Below are 19043 nucleotides of genomic sequence, written 5' to 3'. Positions count from 1 at the left end.
CCTACGCCTTGCTGCACGCTGGTTTAAATAATGAAGAGATCCATATACTCATTGACCGGCATCTGCTCCAGGCGAGTTCTGTCCAGGGAGACATCCAGGATGCGCTGCTGCTGACGGGTCGGGAACTGACGCGCCAGGTTGATTTTGAACTTCTCGACCAGCTTCGGCATGCCGTCAGTACGACGACGCGCATGGCCGATTGGGTATTCCACAACCACTTCTTCAAAGCGTGAGCCGTCGGTGAATTCCAGAGTGATGGCGTTGGCGATGGCGCGTTTTTCAGGGTCGTGGTAATCGGCGGTAAAGGCCGGATCTTCGAAGCAGTTGATCTTCTCGCGCAGTGCATCAATGCGTTTGTCCTGCGCCACGCCGTCTTCGTAATCTGCCGCCGTTAAGCGCCCGAACAGCAGCGGAATGGCCACCATATACTGGATACAGTGATCCCTGTCCGCTGGGTTATTCAGCGGGCCTTTTTTATCGATGATGCGGATACAGGCTTCGTGCGTACGAATGGTCACTTTTTCGATATCGGCAGCAGTCTTACCTGCGGCCTGTAACTGCTCGTACAGCGTCATGGCCGCTTCTACCGCGGTCTGAGAGTGGAACTCGGCCGGGAAGGAGATTTTAAACAGCACGTTTTCCATCACATAAGAGCCGTACGGGCGCTGGAAGCGGAAAGATTCGCCTTTGAAAGAGACGTCATAGAAGCCCCAGGTTTTCGCCGTCAGCGCAGACGGATACCCCATCTCACCGGTTTTAGCCATCAATGCCAGACGTACCGCGCGCGAGGTCGCATCGCCTGCGGCCCAGGATTTACGCGTGCCGGTATTTGGCGCATGGCGATAAGTACGCAGCGACTGGCCGTCGACCCACGCCAGCGACACGGCGTTGAGAATTTCATCCCGGTTCAGGCCAAGCATCTCAGCGATCACCGCCGTGGAAGCCACTTTTACCAGCAGGACGTGATCGAGACCAACACGGTTAAACGAGTTTTCCAGCGCGATACAGCCCTGAATCTCATGAGCTTTGATCATCCCGGTCAGCACCGTTTTCATGGTCAACGGCGCTTTCCCCACCGCCACCGCATTACGCGACAGCCAGTCAGCCGTGGCCAGAATACCGCCGAGGTTATCAGAAGGATGACCCCACTCAGCAGCAAGCCAGGTATCGTTGAAGTCCAGCCAGCGGATCATCGCACCGATGTTAAACGCCGCCTGCACCGGGTCGAGCTGGAACTGGGTGCCTGGTACGCGTACGCCGTTCGGTACCACTGTGCCTGGGACGACCGGCCCCAGCAGTTTTTTACAGGCCGGATATTCCAGCGCTTCCAGGCCGCAGCCTAAGGTATCAAGCAGGCAATAATGCGCGGTGTCATACGCCACCTTCGAGGTGATCTCGTAGTTCATGACGTAATCAACGATATCAACGATTTCACGGTCAAATTCGGGGCGGACGTTCGAAATATGTGCGGACATAGGGTACATTTCCTGTTTTTTATCTTTATACCCGTCATACTTCAAGCTGCATGCGCGTTGGCTACGCTCGCTCCCCCCAGTCACATAGTTCGCTATGCTCCTGGGGATTCACTCACTTGCCGCCTTCATGCAACTCGAATTATTTAGGGTATGAGGTTTTGAATTAGCAACGTTTTTCAATCGGGACAAATTCGCGATCTTCCGGGCCGGTATAGTTGGCGGAAGGACGGATAATTTTATTGTCCTGGCGCTGTTCGATGATGTGCGCCGCCCAGCCGGTGACGCGGGCGATGACAAACAGCGGGGTGAACATTTCGGTGGGAACGCCCATCATGTTGTAAGAGACCGCCGAGAACCAGTCGAGGTTGGGGAACATCTTTTTCGTTTCCCACATTACGTCTTCCAGACGGTCGGCGATGTTGTACATTTTCAGCGAACCACCTTCCTGAGAAAGCTGTTTCGCCACGCGCTTGATCACCTGATGGCGCGGGTCGGCGATGGTGTAAACCGGATGACCAAAGCCAATCACCACTTCTTTGTTTTCCACGCGTTTACGGATATCCGCTTCGGCTTCGTCCGGCGTTTCGTAGCGCTGCTGGATCTCCAGCGACACTTCATTCGCCCCGCCGTGTTTCGGTCCACGCAGTGCGCCAATCGCGCCGATAATCGCGGAATACATATCGGAGCCGGTCCCGGCAATCACGCGGCTGGTAAAGGTGGAGGCGTTAAATTCGTGCTCGGCGTACAGCACCAGCGAAATATGCATCGCTTTTTCCCAGCTTCGCGACGGTTTTTCGCCATGCAGCAGGTGCAGGAAGTGACCGCCAATGGAATCATCGTCAGTTTCCGGCTGAATACGCTCGCCGTTATGGCTGTAGTGATACCAGTACAAAAGGATTGAACTGAGCGATGCCAGTAGCTTGTCGGCAATATCGCGCGCGCCGGAGACGGTATGACCTTCTTTTTCCGGCAGCGTACAGCCCAGCGCGGAGACGCCGGTGCGCATCACATCCATCGGATGCGAGGCAGCAGGCAGCGCTTCCAGCACGGTGCGTACGTTAGCGGGCAGTCCGCGCAGCGCTTTGAGTTTGCTTTTATAGGCGGTGAGTTCATCGCGGGTGGGTAATTTCCCGTGGATCAGCAGATGCGCGACTTCTTCAAATTCGCACTGCTGCGCCAGGTCGAGAATATCGTAGCCACGATAGTGCAGGTCGTTACCGCTTTTGCCTACGGTACACAGCGCGGTATTTCCGGCGGCAACGCCTGACAGCGCAACCGATTTTTTAGGTTTAATGACATGGGTACTATTTTGCAGGATCGTTGTGTCGCTCATGTTGTCCTCGTCATTTTTATAATATGTAGGGTACAAATTTATTGCCGGATGGCGGCTGTGCCTTATCCGGCCTACGACGGTTACTTTTTGCTATACAGCGCGTCGAGTTTCTCTTCGAACTGGTAGTAATTGATGCTTTCGTACAGCTCGTTACGCGTCTGCATAATGTCGATCACGCTCTTTTGCGTTCCTTCCTGACGCAGCACGTTGTAAACCTTTTCCGCAGCGCGGTTCATAGCGCGGAAAGCCGACAGCGGATACAGCGCCATCGCGACGTTTGCGCTGCGCAGTTCATCGGTGGTGAACAGCGGCGTAGCGCCAAATTCGGTAATGTTGGCGAGGATCGGCACCTGCACCGCGTCGGCAAACTGGCGGTACATCGCAAGCTCGGTGATAGCTTCCGGAAACAGCATGTCCGCGCCTGCTTCGACGTACGCCTGGGCACGATCGATGGCTGCCTCTAACCCTTCTACCGCCAGCGCATCGGTCCGCGCCATGATGACAAAGTTGGGATCGGTACGTGCATCCACCGCGGCGCGGATCCTGTCAACCATCTCTTCTTTAGAGACGATCGCTTTGTTCGGGCGATGGCCGCAGCGCTTAGCGCCGATCTGATCTTCAATATGCAGCGCTGCAGCACCCGCTTTGGAAATCGACTTCACGGTACGCGCCACGTTGAACGCTGACGATCCAAACCCGATATCCGCATCCACCAGCAAGGGCAGCGGGCAAACATCAGTAATGCGACGAATATCGGTCAGCACATCATCAAGGGTAGAAATACCGAGATCCGGCAGCCCCAGCGACCCCGCAGCGACGCCGCCGCCGGAGAGATAAATCGCCTGATACCCGGCGCGTTGGGCCAGCAGAGCGTGATTGGCGTTGATGGTGCCCACGATTTGTAATGGATTTTCTTTGCTGAGCGCAGCGCGAAACGCCAGCCCTGGGGAGTGTAGAGACATATCCCGTCCTCTTGTTATCAACTTGTTAGCATTCGTTGATTTACTTAAAGCAAGGGGGATGCCAAAGACCTTAATTTTTAATTAATTTATATATTTCCCTTAAAAAACAATACATTAATATAAGTTACTGTATCTTTATTGCACAAAAGCGTGTCAGCTATCGTTTCATGAAACGTTCCTTCATGTTTCATTGCAACATTTATGAAACACAACTAAACCCTAATACTCGGTTCCTTACTTTTTGGGTTAGTTATGGCTGATACGCATCTTCCACCGCGGGTGAACGACGACAAACCGGTTATCTGGACGGTTTCTGTCACGCGCCTGTTCGAACTGTTTCGCGACATCAGCCTGGAGTTCGACCACCTGGCGACCATCACCCCCATTCAGCTTGGTTTCGAAAAAGCGGTGGCGTATATCCGCAAAAAACTGGCTACCGAGCGTTGTGATGCCATTATTGCGGCTGGCTCCAACGGGGCGTATCTGAAAAGCCGTTTATCGATCCCGGTGATCCTGATTAAACCCAGCGGATTTGACGTGCTACAGGCGCTGGCAAAAGCAGGAAAGCTCACCTCGTCGATTGGCGTCATTACCTATCAGGAAACCATTCCTGCGCTTCTCGCCTTTCAAAAAACCTTCAATTTGCAGCTTGAACAGCGCAGCTATATCACCGAGGAAGATGCCCGCGGGCAAATCAACGAGCTGAAGGCTGGCGGCACGCAGGCGGTAGTTGGTGCGGGATTGATTACCGATCTGGCAGAAGAAGCAGGTATGACCGGCATCTTTATCTATTCGGCGGCCACCGTGCGCCAGGCCTTTGTCGATGCGCTTGATATGACCCGCCTGACGCTGCGTAGAAACGGTCAGTACGCTTCTGGCGATACGTTACGCACCCGCTACGCGCTCGGTGATATGCGCGGTCATTCTGCGCAGATGGAACAGGTGCGACACACCATTATGCTCTACGCCCGCTCGCGTGCGCCGGTGCTAATTCAGGGTGAAACCGGTACGGGCAAAGAGCTGGCGGCACAGGCCATTCACCGTGAGTTTTTCACTCGTCAGGAGAATCGGCGCGGTAAACCCTCGCCGCCGTTTGTTGCCGTCAACTGCGGAGCAATCACCGAATCATTGCTGGAAGCGGAGCTGTTCGGCTATGAAGATGGCGCCTTTACCGGCTCTCGTCGGGGAGGACGCGCGGGCCTGTTTGAAATTGCTCATGGCGGAACCCTTTTTCTTGATGAGATAGGCGAGATGCCGCTGCCGTTACAAACCCGGCTGCTGCGCGTACTGGAAGAAAAAGAGGTCACCCGAGTCGGTGGGCATCAGCCTATTCCGGTCGATGTCAGGGTGATTAGCGCCACACACTGTAATCTGGAGCAGGAGATGAAACAGGGGGAGTTTCGTACCGATCTGTTTTATCGCCTGAGCATTTTACGCCTCAAGCTGCCGCCGCTACGCGAGCGGTTGCCCGATATCCTGCCGCTGGCAGAAGGTTTTTTAAAACAGTCGCTGGCGGAACTGGATGTGCCGTTTTCTGAGCCAGTACGCAAGGGGCTGGGTTTAAGTCAGCCGACGTTACTGAATTATGGCTGGCCGGGGAATATCCGCGAACTGCGTAATATGATGGAGCGCCTGGCGCTATTTTTAAGCGTCGAGCCGCAGCCGGAGCTGAATGTTGATTTTTTACAACAGCTATTACCGGAACTGGCCATTGTTGCAGACTCACCACAATCATCGTCATTGCTGACGCCGCAGCAGGTGTTGGCACAATTCAATGGTGATAAAACCGCGGCTGCACGCTATCTCGGAATTAGCAGAACCACGTTCTGGCGCAGATTAAAAGAAAACCCGCCGGTACAATGACCGGCGGGAATCGTGATTTTTACAGCAGCGTATTATTTTTTCTTGTAGATATTGGCTGTGCCATGGATTTTATTATCCGTTTGACCGGAAGTTAATACCACAACATCGGCACCTTTCTCTTCGGCTTTCTTCAGCAGTTCTTCTTTGGCATCTGCGACAGAAACTTCATTACTCGTTGAGATATCACCGATTTTTGTGTACTGCGACTCAACCTTTTCAAACTCAAGCTTTGTCATAAACTCCGCGGCATATGCGTTGGTCACGACAAAAGCTAACGCACCAATAAGTACTTTAATTCCAGTTTTCATAGACCAGCTCCAGGTTTTGTTATGACGCCATCATCGATCCCTGAACATGAGATAACGCGATTCAAGGATGATTAATAACTAGTCCAGCCTGGATAAAAAATCCACACTCAGCAGAAATATATAGAAATTTTGCAGCGCAGAAAAACCGGCCGTCGAGTATCAGCACATCAACCAGATCAAAGTTTCAATAGCCAGTGTGAGTTGATCCTCAGAACAGCCAGCTCGCTGAAATTATAGTGTTAACTTTATGAATATTTGAGGAATGGTTGTCTATGGAACCGCTACACGCCGTCATGCTCACCGTCAGCCTGTTTGTTTTAACCTTTTTTAACCCCGGCGCAAATCTGTTCGTAGTGGTACAAACTAGCCTGGCATCCGGACGACGCGCAGGTGTGATGACCGGTCTGGGGGTCGCCTTAGGTGATGCGTTTTACTCCGGCCTTGGGCTTTGTGGTATGGCAACGCTAATCACCCAGTGTGAAGAGATATTTTCATTGATTAAGATTGTCGGCGGCGTCTATCTGCTGTGGTTTGCCTGGAACAGCATCCGCCATCAGGCCACGCCGCAAATGCCCACGCTACAGCAGCCGATTTCCGCCCCCTGGTATGTATTTTTCCGCCGAGGATTACTAACGGATTTATCGAACCCGCAAACCGTACTGTTTTTTATTAGTATCTTCTCGGTCACCTTAAGCGCAGACACACCTACGTGGGCCAGAGTGATGGCCTGGGCAGGTATTGTGTTGTCTTCCGTTATCTGGCGTATTTTTCTCAGCCAGGCATTTTCTTTGCCTGCAGTGCGACGGGCGTATGGTCGCATCCAATGCGTTGCCAGCCGAGTCATTGGCGCAATAATAGGTGTCTTCGCGCTCAGGCTTATTTATGAGGGTATTAGCCATCGATAAGAGAGTTTAACTTGACCATCGTGAGGTAATTGTCCGTAATACTGCCTGAATTTTTAATCGCATGTTGAGTGGCAGCGAGATGGAACAGATTGAACCGGTAAACGACACATTACTCCTTACAGAATGGCAGGCGCTGATACGACAAACATCGTCTGACGTTCACACGCTCCTCACATCGTTAAGCGATGAAGAGATCCACCATTTAGTGACCGTTTTTTATGACTATATGCTCTCACATGCCCAGAGTGCATTGTTCCTCAATACAGAACAGGTCAGTACCCGCCTCAGCGGCAGTATGTTTGACTGGTTACGCAGCGTGCTCGGCAGCGCGCACGAAGATCTCTCACAGCTGCTGGCCAAACAACGCAAAATTGGCGTAGTGCATGCCCGTATCGGTCTGCCCATCGATCTGGTGAACCGCGGCGCGCGTAAGCTCAAAGATGAGCTGTATCGGGTGTTGAAAACCAAAGCTGACGACTCGTCTTCCCTGCTGAGCAGGGCTATCTGTTTTAGCAGTCTGGCAATGGATACTGCGCTGGAGGCCATGACCGTCTCCTATTCCCCAAGCTACCAAAACTCCCTGCATACACAGGAGCAGTATCGTCTGCAGACTATTTACGATGACGTTAACGTCGAGCGCGAACGGCAAATCCGTTCGTTTACCGACTGGGAAAACCAGTTTATCTATAACATTGCCACCGGAATGCCTTTCGGTGAAATGGTGTTTCTTGCGAACTCTGATTTTGGTATGTGGTTCTCACATAAGGGAAAACATATTCTTGGCAACAGCAATTTGCTCAAAGAAATGGAATCACTGATTGCAGAGATCGACACCCGTCTGACGACAACCCTGTCACCTCAGCATCAGCCGACAGAACCCGAGCGGATGAGCTTATTACAGGATGTTCGCCAGCTGTCGGCAAAAATCCATTTCCTGCTCGCTTCAATGTTTGAGGCGCTGGTTAAGCAGGAAAATGGTAAAGATTCGTTGACCCAGTTGCTTAATCGCCGCTTTATTCCGACCATCATGCGACGTGAAATCTCGCTGGCGTTACATGCGCGTAAGCCTTTTAGCCTGGCGATGCTGGATATCGACTACTTCAAGCAAATTAACGATAACTTCGGGCATAATATCGGCGATCTGACGCTCAAAAATGTCGCAGCGGTCATTTATGATCATATCCGTAGCAGCGATTATGTGTTCCGCTACGGTGGTGAAGAATTTATGATTCTGCTCGTCGAGTCAGATGAATCGCAGGCCAGTATTATTCTGGAAACGCTGCGCATGAAAATTGCTGGGATGCGCATGGCAGCCTCTGCGACAGAAACGTTTTCTATTACCGTCAGTATCGGTATTGCCGAATATGATTATCATCCCGACTACAAACAGCTGGTTGATAAAGCCGATCGCGCACTTTATCTGGCAAAAAGTAATGGTCGCGACCGCGTTGAGGTTTATCAGGAATAACCATTGCCCTGCAGAGAAATAAATACCCCGTTCAGGGTATTTATCTGGCTTGCGATAAATATCGAGCTGTTATTTTTATTCAGGCATATTTGCATGATGAAAATAACAGCCACGTAATAAGATGCAAATCAAATACACCAAATCTAAATAGCGCTAGGGAAGGTGCGAACAAGTTCCTGATATGAGATCATCATATTCATCCGGAGCGCATCCCAGAGGGACATCATGAGCCATCAACTCACCTTCGCCGATAGTGAATTCAGCACTAAGCGCCGTCAGACCCGAAAAGAGATTTTCCTCTCCCGCATGGAGCAGATTCTGCCATGGCAGAATATGACCGCTGTCATCGAGCCGTTTTATCCCAAGGCGGGCAATGGCCGACGGCCCTATCCGCTGGAGACCATGCTGCGTATTCACTGCATGCAGCATTGGTACAACCTGAGCGACGGTGCCATGGAAGATGCCCTGTACGAAATCGCCTCCATGCGCCTGTTTGCCCGATTATCCCTGGATAGCGCCCTGCCGGATCGCACCACCATCATGAATTTCCGCCACCTGCTCGAGCAGCATCAACTGGCCCGTCAATTGTTCAAGACCATCAATCGCTGGCTGGCCGAAGCAGGCGTCATGATGACCCAAGGCACTTTGGTGGATGCCACCATCATTGAGGCACCCAGCTCTACCAAGAACAAAGAGCAGCAACGCGATCCGGAGATGCATCAGACCAAGAAAGGCAATCAGTGGCACTTTGGCATGAAGGCCCACATTGGTGTCGATGCCAAGAGTGGCCTGACCCACAGCCTGGTCACCACCGCGGCCAACGAGCATGACCTCAATCAGCTGGGTAATCTGCTTCATGGAGAGGAGCAATTTGTCTCAGCCGATGCCGGCTACCAAGGAGCGCCACAGCGCGAGGAGCTGGCCGAGGTGGATGTGGACTGGCTGATCGCCGAGCGTCCCGGCAAGGTAAAAACCTTGAAGCAGCATCCGCGCAAGAACAAAACGGCCATCAACATCGAATACATGAAAGCCAGCATCCGTGCCAGGGTGGAGCACCCGTTTCGCATCATCAAGCGGCAGTTCGGCTTCGTGAAAGCCAGATACAAGGGGCTGCTGAAAAACGATAACCAACTGGCGATGTTATTCACCCTGGCCAACCTGTTTCGGGTGGACCAAATGATACGTCAGTGGGAGAGATCTCAGTAAAAACCGGAAATAACGCCAGAAATGGTGGAAAAAATAGCCTAAATAGGCTGATTCGATGTGTTTGCGGGAAAAAAATCGGCCCAGATCCGCGAAATTTTAATCAGCGAGTCAGCTTGGGAAGAAATGACCTGCTTATTCGCACCTTCCCTAAGAAAAACTGAAAATATAAATTTTATTAATACATTTAGAGACTATTTTTGTGTAGGCATCGCGTTTTTTGCATTACAGCTGATCGCTGGTCATCTCAGTAAGCAAGAGGATGTTGCGGGTATAACACTGCATTTTTACGATCTCACTTTACCTCTTATTTCTGCACTGCTGGTTTTATACCGGCAAAAGGCGCTGCCAATTTTGGGTGCCTTTTTCTTGTATGCCCTTTACTCTTACTCTTTATCTTCGGTATTCACGCTAACGGCTCAGCTACTGGCTGCTCTCATTAGCCAGACACTCTACTTTTTCTCGACAGGTAAACGAGGCGCGGTTAGCTTTGGTCGTAGCCAGCTTACAACCCTGCGTATTGTCTGGCTCGTGTGTTGCAACGCCTTACTATTCATCTCGATTGATCACTGGCTCCAGTCAAACACTGCCTCAGCACCGATCACAAACCTTTTTACACTACAAACACTAATTAACTTACAGTGGTTGATGAACTCTTGCCTGACTGGCATCCCTTTTTGTTATCTGTTGCTTAGAAGCGTTCAAAACCCTGCATGGTGCATTTTATACATCAGACAAGTGAAGACGCTGATAAAATCCGGCCCTCCTATTCTGTATCAAGTATTATGGCTGGTGCTGTTACTCTGCATTATGTCCGCTTTGATCGTCATCAGAGAAGATATTCTTATATTTACAGACTATTCATTACTGTGGTTACTTCCAGTAATGCTGTGGGGAGTGATCTGCATTGGCCATGCTTTTATATCCCCTGTATGGGTAACAATGCTCATCCTGTTGGGATATTATATAAACAGTTATATTTCACCGGATAACTATAATAATTATTTACATAGTCTCGTGATTTCCTCCACGATAGTGTTTGTCTTTTCTCTTACGATTGTTGTTACCGGTGTACTTGTGGTCCGTAACCGAAAATATCTCCGCCGCCTCAAACAACTTTTTAGATCAGAGCCTAATACCGGACTGCCTAACTTTCAGGCCCTGCAAATGGACATCCGTAAACACGCAACAGAGTGCTTGTGTTACATCCGTTGTACAGAGTTGAATACGCTGGAGCAAACTCATGGAATAGAATTCCGTTTTGAATTTGTAAAAGCGCTAAGGAAGGTGCGAATAAGCAGGTCATTTCTTCCCAAGCTGACTCGCTGATTAAAATTTCGCGGATCTGGGCCGATTTTTTTCCCGCAAACACATCGAATCAGCCTATTTAGGCTATTTTTTCCACCATTTCTGGCGTTATTTCCGGTTTTTACTGAGATCTCTCCCACTGACGTATCATTTGGTCCACCCGAAACAGGTTGGCCAGGGTGAATAACATCGCCAGTTGGTTATCGTTTTTCAGCAGCCCCTTGTATCTGGCTTTCACGAAGCCGAACTGCCGCTTGATGATGCGAAACGGGTGCTCCACCCTGGCACGGATGCTGGCTTTCATGTATTCGATGTTGATGGCCGTTTTGTTCTTGCGCGGATGCTGCTTCAAGGTTTTTACCTTGCCGGGACGCTCGGCGATCAGCCAGTCCACATCCACCTCGGCCAGCTCCTCGCGCTGTGGCGCTCCTTGGTAGCCGGCATCGGCTGAGACAAATTGCTCCTCTCCATGAAGCAGATTACCCAGCTGATTGAGGTCATGCTCGTTGGCCGCGGTGGTGACCAGGCTGTGGGTCAGGCCACTCTTGGCATCGACACCAATGTGGGCCTTCATGCCAAAGTGCCACTGATTGCCTTTCTTGGTCTGATGCATCTCCGGATCGCGTTGCTGCTCTTTGTTCTTGGTAGAGCTGGGTGCCTCAATGATGGTGGCATCCACCAAAGTGCCTTGGGTCATCATGACGCCTGCTTCGGCCAGCCAGCGATTGATGGTCTTGAACAATTGACGGGCCAGTTGATGCTGCTCGAGCAGGTGGCGGAAATTCATGATGGTGGTGCGATCCGGCAGGGCGCTATCCAGGGATAATCGGGCAAACAGGCGCATGGAGGCGATTTCGTACAGGGCATCTTCCATGGCACCGTCGCTCAGGTTGTACCAATGCTGCATGCAGTGAATACGCAGCATGGTCTCCAGCGGATAGGGCCGTCGGCCATTGCCCGCCTTGGGATAAAACGGCTCGATGACAGCGGTCATATTCTGCCATGGCAGAATCTGCTCCATGCGGGAGAGGAAAATCTCTTTTCGGGTCTGACGGCGCTTAGTGCTGAATTCACTATCGGCGAAGGTGAGTTGATGGCTCATGATGTCCCTCTGGGATGCGCTCCGGATGAATATGATGATCTCATATCAGGAACTTGTTCGCACCTTCCCTAAGCGCATATGTACGTAAATTGATTAAGGATACAGGTAACATTTATTACGCACCAGGTCATGGAATAATTCTTCGCCTTAATACTGTCCCTGACATTCCTGCTCTTTACAAAGACCTAAACTCTTTTCGTTTTATCTGGAAGGATTACCAATTGGGACTATCTTGTGGTGTGGCATATACCACCGAGAAAAACCTGATTAAAAATTTATCACAAGCAATTAAACATCTTAATACCCAAAGCTACATCTCGTTAATGCAGGGACAACCGTTGTTACTCAGCCCGCAGGTGCCAGGTGATAAAATTGTCAGTCAGGCTGTCATTCGTCATATGTTGCAAAAAGCAATTGACAGAAAATCGTTTGAGCTTATGGCTCAACCCATCGTATCAACGATGCTGGTTGTTCAGCCTATCGTTTCAACTACGGGACTGACACGTTATCACGAGATACTTATTCGTATAAAAATGGTTGATGGTAAGTTAATCTTTCCAGACACCATCCTACCGGTTGCTCGCGAGGCAGGATTACTTCCTGCACTGGATATCACTGTTATTGAGCAAACATTTCGTTTTATACAGTCACGGCAGAAATCTGACCCGAGCAGTCATTTCTCCATTAATCTGACACCTGACTCGCTTAATAAAATTGATTTCCTTGATAATGTTTTCACATTGTTTAGAAAATATTCCATCGCACCTAAACGTATAATTTTTGAAATCATTGAATCAGATATCATTGACAACGCTAATGTCACTGATGTTCTGAGAGCATTACGTAAAGCCGGTTCTAAAATTGCTATTGATGATTTTGGCACAGGGGCGTCAAGCTATTCACGACTCAGAACATTAGACGCAGATATTCTGAAAATTGATGGCTCCTTCATCCGTAATATACTGACCGATGAATTTAGTCGATGCGCCGTCAGATCCTTCTGCGAAGTAGCAAAACTCAAAAATATGGAAGTGGTAGCTGAGTTTGTTGAAAATGAGGAAATTGAAAAGATGCTAATTACCATGGGTATTGGTTGGTTACAGGGATACCATATAGGGAAACCCGTTCCTATTGAGTTGGCTGAATTATAATAATAATTATATTCCTACATTGTTCCACTTACCGGCTCCCGTGCCGGTTTTTTTATTCCCTTAACTAAAACTGCACATTAATTAAGCAAAACACCATACAACTTAACGTCATAACATCGTGTTGTTGCTACCTATCAGTCTACAGATATTGCCATACAGCCATGAGTTGTAGAGCCTCCCCCCCTCCTAAAAATAAGGTTTTTTTTAGAGAATCTTTGAAATTTATATGGAGATTAACGCTCCTCCATATGGAGGTTTTGTATTGTGCAAAAAAAACGGCGAGAAGGATTTTCCTGCATGATAGGCTGGTTTAGCCTTAAAAACGTGGCATTTCCCCGAAATTAATCCCTAATGAGAAACTGACCAAGAAGCTTTAAATCGGGTGGCAACCTGAAGATTTTGGCTACCTCAGTCATAGAGTTCATAATCAATATTAGTGATCGCTGCGCTAGTCTGCATTTAGCATTACGGCTAATATCATTTGCGTCAATTATCATAGTCATTTGATGATATATCACACAGCAGATTTAACGGTAAAAATGATGACACAACAAAATAATAATCTCGCTCAGAATATTAACGATGATGAATTTTCCTCCATCACACAGGTAGAATTGCAAGTTGTAGAGGAGATTAATGCTCCCGAGCAGACCGCATCCATTATTAGCTCTTTCGTAACCTCCTGCCAGGCTCGCGGCGATCAGCCATTGGGGCAATGGTTGGATGATGAATTTCGTAAATATCCACAGATCTGGAAAAACGAAGAAGAGTTACTAAACACTCGTCGGCAGATAATACGGTCTACGGAAGCCTTTAATCAGTCTCGCGATTCATTACAGCAGCATATGGATAAAGGTCGTAGCCGTGCCTCCTGGTTGGCTGGCGAGATAGAAAAAAATGCAGCAGTTTCCGGTTCGGTACACGTAGGCCAATACGCCAGCCTTATCGATAGCGCCTTGGTAGACGCTAACGAAAATGCGCGCAAAACAATCACCACGCTGGCCGGGAATATCAACCAAAACCCCAATCTAGATGGTCTTGTTGCGGAACAGCATCACGTCGATACATTTAATATCGATGCAACCACCAAAGGCAGTCCGTATCGTGCACGGGTTGTTGGTTCACAGGAGCTAAACTCCGTTGATATTGAGATTGTTGACGGCAACGGCAATGTGGTCTGCAAATATCAGTCGAAATATGGTGCTGACTCAAACGCCACAAATACACAGCTCAATCGGGGCGACTATAACGATCAACAAGCGCTAGTTCCCGAGGGGCAAGGCGCAGATGTGGTCAACAGCACAGAGGTTATTGAAGCTGACGGAGTGTCTTCTCAGCCACTTTCTAAAGAGAAAGCAAAAGAATTACAGAAAAAAGCTCAACAAGATGCCGAAGCACGTCAGTACGACTGGAATGACACTAATCGTATTGATATTGCCAAGCAAATTGGTAAACAGGCTGTGCTCGGTGCCTGTATTGCGGTGGGTATGCAGGGAACCAGAATCCTTGCAAGGCGTGCCTGGAATCGCCTGAACGGTCGTGAAAATCCATCCACTAGTGAAGACCTCAACGATTTTTTCGAAAGCTCGCTGCGTACCGGTACGCAAACAGCTATACAGGTTGCTGTTTCCGGAGCGGTCGTAGTCGCTGTCAAGAACGGCTTTCTTGGCGCAGCCTTACGCAGTACACCTGCGGGCCTAATTACCAATATCGTCTGCGTGGGCATACAGAATGCAAAGGTACTTTATAAACTGGGCAAAGGTGAACTGACTGGAGAGGAAGCACTCGATGCCATCGGTAACACCACTATAACCACGACAATGGCTATTGCTGGTGCAACGGAGGGGGCCACGTTGGGCGCAGCGATTGGTACCGTATTTGGTCCAGTCGGTACAGCCGTTGGAGGGTTTGTTGGCGGTGTCGCAGGTGGTATAGCGGGTGGGCAAATTGGTGAAATAGTCTATAACGCGGGCAAGGTTGTTGCCAAAACAGCTGCCAAAGTCATTGCCAGTGTTACTGAAAATGCGAGTCATGTCATTAAGTCCTTTAGCCGGGGTATCAGTAACTTTGCCTCAAACCTTTTCTCATTCTGGTAAATACTGATGAATCTGCTCGAACTTAAGACCAAGATAAAATCCCATATCCTCGCTGGATATCCAGGGCTTTACATCCACTCCGGCGAAGAAAGCCGAGTTGATACGCTATTGCAGGAAATAAGTACAGAACTGACACTGTCTCCCAAAGAGTGGAACCTTGGATATGGCTGGGTTGATTTCCATAACAAGCAGCCTCGGAACACGCAGAGTCAGGCCACCGAACTAGCAGAAAGTTTACCTTCGCTGCTCGATGACGATTTGGACGGAAAACTCCTCATCATTAAAGATGCCCGCAGTGCACTGGAAAACCAGCCACTCGCCGTTGCACGGTTAAAGCAATTGCTCAACCGCATTCAGCGCCACCACCGGAGCAAAACGGCTGTAGTACTTGTTTCAGAAACTTTGCACATCCCAGTACAAATCGAGTCGCAAATCACCTTGCTCCCGCTGTCACTGCCCCAGGGTGAGGAAATTAACCAGCAGCTCAGCAGTTTTTGCCAGATGCTTGATCTGTTTGTCCCGGAAAATATGCATCAGCGTCTGCATACTGCGTGTTGCGGACTGAACCAGGAAGAGATCCGATCAGTATTAGCAGTAGTTCGTCAACAGCATGAACAAATTAATGACGAGGCGTTGGCTCTTATCCAGCGGTGATGCTGCCAACTTACTGATTTAGTGTATGATGGTGTTTTTGAGGTGCTCCAGTGGCTTCTGTTTCTATCAGCTGTCCCTCCTGTTCAGCTACTGACGGGGTGGTGCGTAACGGCAAAAGCACCGCCGGACATCAGCGCTATCTCTGCTCTCACTGCCGTAAAACATGGCAACTGCAGTTCACTTACACCGCTTCTCAACCCGGTACGCACCAGAAAATCATTGATATGGCCATGAATGGCGTTGGATGCCGGGCAACTGCCCGCATTATGGGCGTTGGCCTCAACACGATTTTACGTCACTTAAAAAACTCAGGCCGCAGTCGGTAACCTCGCGCATACAGCCGGGCAGTGACGTCATCGTCTGCGCGGAAATGGACGAACAGTGGGGATACGTCGGGGCTAAATCGCGCCAGCGCTGGCTGTTTTACGCGTATGACAGGCTCCGGAAGACGGTTGTTGCGCACGTATTCGGTGAACGCACTATGGCGACGCTGGGGCGTCTTATGAGCCTGCTGTCACCCTTTGACGTGGTGATATGGATGACGGATGGCTGGCCGCTGTATGAATCCCGCCTGAAGGGAAAGCTGCACGTAATCAGCAAGCGATATACGCAGCGAATTGAGCGGCATAACCTGAATCTGAGGCAGCACCTGGCACGGCTGGGACGGAAGTCGCTGTCGTTCTCAAAATCGGTGGAGCTGCATGACAAAGTCATCGGGCATTATCTGAACATAAAACACTATCAACAAGTTGGAGTCATTACCAGCGAAACGCAGCGGTGACATGCTCGGGTTATTGACCGGCAATCTTGCCGATCCCTTTTTTGCCAGGCTTGCACGAGGCGTGGAAGAAGTATCACGCCAGCAGCAGTTTCGGCTGATGGTATGCAGCGGCGGTCACGATGAAGGAATGGAGAAATCAGGACTCGATTTCCTGATAAACCAGGGCTGCGAAGCTATTGTGGTCCATGCCAGTAGACTGTCTGAAAAGGAACTGTTGCGATATGCCGCTCATTTTCCTGCCATGGTGGTCGTAAATCGCTATATTGCCGGGATGGCCAATCGCTGCGTGTGGCTGGAAAATAGTCAAGCAGCTAAAACAGCCACGCTACATCTCCTGGAGCAAGGACACCGTTGTATTGCCTGCGTGACAAGTGACTTACCGATTATCGATCGCCGTGAGCGGCTGGAAGGTTATCGCCAGGCGCTGGCTGAATATGGTATTACGCCAGATAAAAATTGGGTGATTAGCGTACCCTTTAATGAAGAAGGTGGCGAACGCGCTGCACATCAGCTGCTTAATTGCGGCATTCCTTTCACCGCAGCGGTGACGTTTAATGATGTGATGGCCGCCGGGATTATGCGCATCCTCCATCAGCAGGGAATTACACTTCCTCAACAGCTTTCGATCGTTGGATTTGATGATGTGGTGATGGCCCGCTATCTCTACCCAGCACTCACAACAATGCATTATCCCGTTGAGCGCATGGCTCGCTGCGCTTCGCAGCTGGCGATACAGCTTTTTAAGGGCGCAACTCAGCGTCCCAGCGTGAATAGTTTCACTGCAGAGCTGGTGATCCGCGATTCTGTTCTTCCCCCCTCTCTCTGAAATCAATGCGTAAATCGTCAAGCCCCTGAGTTGTGATCAACTTCAAATTTAGCGCCCTCATGTAATCGCTTACATGAGGGCCAATGAACGATCACAGTCAGACAAAAGAGTGTTCTCTACTCTTGAGCGACCTTACAGACTGGAGATTCATGAATGAATGCCTCTCAAAATCAGAAAAAAGCACTCTCATTTGGACTGGCAGTGATCCCTATTTTAGCCATGCTACTGCTGTTAATTATTGGCTACGGCATCATGGGGCTACGTATTGAGCCTTTATTGCTTTGTTCTGCTGCAGTCGCCGCGGGCATGGCCTGGTGGCAAGGGTATTGCTGGGAAGACATCATTAATTCGGTGGTGGATAAACTCGCCAAAGCAATGCCGGTTATCATGATTCTTATCTGTGTTGGCGGCCTGATTGGTACATGGATGTTCAGCGGCACCATCCCTTACATGGTGTACTGGGGACTTAAACTCATCAGCCCCGAATACATTCTCATCGCTGCGTTCTTTTTGACCAGCGTCGTATCGGTGTGTACCGGAACCTCCTGGGGTTCCGCCGGAACGGTTGGCGTAGCGCTGATGGGGGTTGCCGCCGGACTGGATGTCTCATTGGCAGCAGCGGCAGGTGCCGTTGTTTCTGGCGCTTACTTCGGTGACAAGATATCGCCGCTGTCAGACTCCACCAACTTTGCGGCTATTGTCGCAGATACCACCCTTTTCGAGCATATCCAGCACTTATTGTGGACCACTATTCCCAGCTTTCTGCTTGCTGCCGTGGTTTATCTTATTGCGGGCCACAGCAATATGCTCGGCGAGGTCGCCACGCCGCAACGGGTTACCGATATTGTCAACGCTCTGGAGTCGCTATACCACTTCAATATCATTCTGATTTTGCCACCGGTTATTGTGTTGTGGGGCGCGGTTCGTAAAAAGCCGGTCATTCCTTTAATGCTGAGCGCATGCGTATTAGCCCTGATTCTGGGCGTTGTCATGCAAGGACTCAGCATCAAGCAGGGGCTGGATGCCTTTATAGATGGGTTCAACATTACTATGTTCCCGCAAGGGAGTGAGGGCATTATTGCTGATGTTCCGCGCCTGCTGAACCGTGGCGGAATGTTCTCAATGATGAGCACTATTCTTCTGGTATTTTGCGCATTTTCTTTTGCCGGTGCCTTAACGTTAACGGGCGCACTCAACATTATCATTAACCGCTTACTGACGGTCATTCACAGCGTCGGTCAGTTAATTGCGGCAACCATTGGTACCACCCTTCTTGTTACCGGAGCGACAAGCGACGGCAAGCTGGCTCTTCTGGTTCCAGCTGAATTATTTAAAGACGCATACCGCCGCATGGGACTGGATACCAAAAATCTGTCCCGCACAATTGAAGACGCTGGCACCGTCATTGAGCCGTTGTTGCCATGGACCGCCGCCGGAGTTTATATGGCCACAACATTAGGAGTGAGCACACTGGATTTATTGCCATGGGCGATTCAGTGCTATGCCGCAATCTTCTTCGCCTTGATTTACGGCTTCACGGGAATCGGTATTGCGAAGGCGCCATCAGTGACAGAAACAGAAAAAAATATTACGGCAACAGAATAGGGA

Annotated in this window: 16 protein-coding genes and 2 pseudogenes; 12 read left to right on the top strand and 6 right to left on the bottom strand. The window is 50.0% G+C overall.

The features are described from left to right. Positions 1-23 precede the first annotated feature (23 nt). The 3 genes from E6P06_RS08915 to prpB form a co-directional block, all read right to left on the bottom strand. Positions 24-1475, bottom strand: coding sequence for a bifunctional 2-methylcitrate dehydratase/aconitate hydratase (locus E6P06_RS08915; RefSeq protein ID WP_139935134.1), 1452 nt, complete (start codon positions 1473-1475; stop codon positions 24-26). A 163-nt stretch (positions 1476-1638) separates the two neighbouring features. Beyond that, positions 1639-2808, bottom strand: coding sequence for a 2-methylcitrate synthase (gene prpC, locus E6P06_RS08910; RefSeq protein WP_003838667.1), 1170 nt, complete (start codon positions 2806-2808; stop codon positions 1639-1641). 80 nt (positions 2809-2888) lie between these two features. Continuing rightward, on the bottom strand, positions 2889-3770 hold the full coding sequence (gene prpB, locus E6P06_RS08905; protein WP_003021316.1) for a methylisocitrate lyase: 882 nt from the start codon (positions 3768-3770) through the stop codon (positions 2889-2891). Between the two features lie 252 nt (positions 3771-4022). Here prpB and prpR point away from each other — a divergent pair, with 252 nt between their 5' ends. After that, entirely contained in the window at positions 4023-5633 is a 1611-nt protein-coding gene (gene prpR, locus E6P06_RS08900; RefSeq protein WP_016149666.1) for a propionate catabolism operon regulatory protein PrpR, read from the top strand. 32 nt (positions 5634-5665) lie between these two features. Here prpR and yahO read toward each other — a convergent pair whose 3' ends face one another. Further along, positions 5666-5941 (bottom strand): DUF1471 family periplasmic protein YahO, encoded by a 276-nt coding sequence (gene yahO / locus E6P06_RS08895; RefSeq protein ID WP_003021310.1) that lies wholly within the window; start codon positions 5939-5941, stop codon positions 5666-5668. Between the two features lie 272 nt (positions 5942-6213). Between yahO and E6P06_RS08890 the strand changes: the two genes are divergently transcribed. The 5 genes and pseudogenes from E6P06_RS08890 to E6P06_RS08870 form a co-directional block, all read left to right on the top strand. After that, positions 6214-6846, top strand: a complete 633-nt coding sequence (locus tag E6P06_RS08890) for a LysE family transporter (RefSeq protein ID WP_139935133.1) — start codon at positions 6214-6216, stop codon at positions 6844-6846. Between the two features lie 79 nt (positions 6847-6925). Then, complete coding sequence (locus tag E6P06_RS08885; RefSeq protein ID WP_139935132.1) at positions 6926-8314, top strand: diguanylate cyclase; 1389 nt, start codon at positions 6926-6928, stop codon at positions 8312-8314. A 225-nt stretch (positions 8315-8539) separates the two neighbouring features. Continuing rightward, a complete protein-coding gene (locus tag E6P06_RS08880; protein ID WP_000019445.1) occupies positions 8540-9520 on the top strand; it encodes an IS5-like element ISKpn26 family transposase in 981 nt (326 codons plus the stop codon). After that, complete coding sequence (locus tag E6P06_RS28235) at positions 9502-9681, top strand: hypothetical protein (protein ID WP_139935131.1); 180 nt, start codon at positions 9502-9504, stop codon at positions 9679-9681. The genes E6P06_RS08880 and E6P06_RS28235 overlap by 19 nt, the downstream gene beginning before the upstream one ends. After that, a pseudogene (locus tag E6P06_RS08870) lies at positions 9644-10798 on the top strand (EAL domain-containing protein); the annotation flags it as partial. The gene E6P06_RS28235 and the pseudogene E6P06_RS08870, both read left to right, overlap by 38 nt. Here the strand turns inward: E6P06_RS08870 and E6P06_RS28230 are convergent. Both E6P06_RS28230 and E6P06_RS08865 read right to left on the bottom strand, forming a co-directional pair. Next, positions 10759-10965: a hypothetical protein gene (locus tag E6P06_RS28230; RefSeq protein ID WP_371419195.1), complete on the bottom strand. Its 207-nt coding sequence runs from the start codon at positions 10963-10965 to the stop codon at positions 10759-10761. The pseudogene E6P06_RS08870 and the gene E6P06_RS28230 sit on opposite strands and share 40 nt — an antisense overlap. Continuing rightward, the gene (locus tag E6P06_RS08865; RefSeq protein WP_000019445.1) at positions 10947-11927 is read right to left on the bottom strand and encodes an IS5-like element ISKpn26 family transposase; all 981 of its coding nucleotides are present in this window, start codon (positions 11925-11927) and stop codon (positions 10947-10949) included. The genes E6P06_RS28230 and E6P06_RS08865 overlap by 19 nt, the downstream gene beginning before the upstream one ends. Before the next feature lie 89 nt (positions 11928-12016). Here E6P06_RS08865 and E6P06_RS08860 point away from each other — a divergent pair, with 89 nt between their 5' ends. The 6 genes and pseudogenes from E6P06_RS08860 (at position 12017) to nhaC (ending at position 19040) form a co-directional block, all read left to right on the top strand. Further along, positions 12017-13078 carry an EAL domain-containing protein gene (locus tag E6P06_RS08860; protein ID WP_246862898.1) on the top strand — a complete coding sequence of 354 codons (1062 nt, stop codon included), beginning with the start codon at positions 12017-12019 and terminating at the stop codon, positions 13076-13078. Between the two features lie 539 nt (positions 13079-13617). Beyond that, positions 13618-15174 carry a hypothetical protein gene (locus tag E6P06_RS08855; RefSeq protein ID WP_057101192.1) on the top strand — a complete coding sequence of 519 codons (1557 nt, stop codon included), beginning with the start codon at positions 13618-13620 and terminating at the stop codon, positions 15172-15174. Between the two features lie 6 nt (positions 15175-15180). After that, positions 15181-15828: a hypothetical protein gene (locus E6P06_RS08850; RefSeq protein WP_246862897.1), complete on the top strand. Its 648-nt coding sequence runs from the start codon at positions 15181-15183 to the stop codon at positions 15826-15828. A 50-nt stretch (positions 15829-15878) separates the two neighbouring features. Then, a protein-coding gene (locus E6P06_RS08845) for an IS1-like element IS1A family transposase (RefSeq protein ID WP_246862896.1) occupies positions 15879-16609 on the top strand; the annotation gives its coding sequence in 2 pieces (ribosomal slippage) (positions 15879-16128 and positions 16128-16609; 732 coding nt in all). Beyond that, positions 16593-17435, top strand: a pseudogene (locus E6P06_RS08840) (substrate-binding domain-containing protein); the annotation flags it as partial. The gene E6P06_RS08845 and the pseudogene E6P06_RS08840, both read left to right, overlap by 17 nt. A gap of 153 nt (positions 17436-17588) precedes the next feature. Continuing rightward, a complete protein-coding gene (gene nhaC / locus E6P06_RS08835; RefSeq protein WP_016149640.1) occupies positions 17589-19040 on the top strand; it encodes a Na+/H+ antiporter NhaC in 1452 nt (483 codons plus the stop codon). Positions 19041-19043 lie beyond the last annotated feature (3 nt).

Origin of the sequence: Citrobacter sp. CF971 (genome assembly GCF_006385635.1) — a bacterium.
In the GTDB taxonomy this organism is placed as follows: domain Bacteria; phylum Pseudomonadota; class Gammaproteobacteria; order Enterobacterales; family Enterobacteriaceae; genus Citrobacter; species Citrobacter freundii.
This window is presented reverse-complemented; position numbering and strand designations above follow the sequence as displayed.